This window comes from Candidatus Phytoplasma pyri, from assembly GCF_046600495.1.
Lineage (GTDB): Bacteria > Bacillota_I > Bacilli_A > Acholeplasmatales > Acholeplasmataceae > Phytoplasma > Phytoplasma pyri.
The window spans coordinates 1-875 of sequence record NZ_JBKIOZ010000014.1; the positions used below are offsets into that span (position 1 = coordinate 1).

Below are 875 nucleotides of genomic sequence, written 5' to 3' on the forward strand. Positions count from 1 at the left end.
AAAATGATTTAAACCTTATATTTAGAACCAAAAAATAAATAATAATTAAATATATATAAAAATAAATTTGAAAAGGAGTTTTAAATGAATAAAAATATAATTTTTAATGATATCATTAATAATGTTAATACTAAAGATAGTATTTCCCTATCTAAAAATAATGTTTCTAGAAAAAGTATTGCTTTAAAAACTATAATACTTTTATTAATTACTATTTCATCAACTATGATTACTTTTTTGCTTTTTAATGGTTTAACATTTAAACCTAATATACAAAATTTAATGAAACATAAACCTATTGTTACTTTAATGTTATTTGTTTTACCAGTCATTTCTTCTGTATTAATTATGAGTTCACGATTTTTATCGGTTAAAATCACCAAACATATCGCGATCACTTATTCCATTTTAGAAGGAATGTTTTTGGGGATTTTATTTTGTTTTTTAAATATCGTCTATGACAATGTATTTGAATTAGTAACAATCGATATCTTGAGTGTTTTATGTCTTTTTGCTTTAATGAATTTAGCTTTTTATAATAATATTATTAAAGTTACTAAAAAATTTGTTACTTTTATAATAATTTCAATGATAGGAATTTTTTTAATCGACTTGATAATTTTATTTACAGGAATATTTGGTAATGGTATTAACGCCACAGTAGGTGCCTCAATTTCATTTATCGCTATTATAATTGGTACTTTAAGTTTAGCGATGGACTTTCAATATGCTGAAAATATTATCCAACAAAATATTTCCAAAGATTATGAATGGAAAGTAGCAATTGGTTTTCAAATAACTCTTATTTATATTTTCATTCGTATTCTAGAATTAATGATGTATTTAGGAATGTTTAATAAACGAGAATAATATTT

The 875-nt window shown here is 21.5% G+C and carries 1 protein-coding gene; it reads left to right on the top strand.

All coding sequences use genetic code 11. The features are described from left to right. Window positions 1–84 precede the first annotated feature (84 nt). On the top strand, window positions 85–870 hold the full coding sequence (locus tag ACLHHF_RS02235) for a Bax inhibitor-1/YccA family membrane protein (RefSeq protein WP_411308204.1): 786 nt from the start codon (window positions 85–87) through the stop codon (window positions 868–870). Window positions 871–875 lie beyond the last annotated feature (5 nt).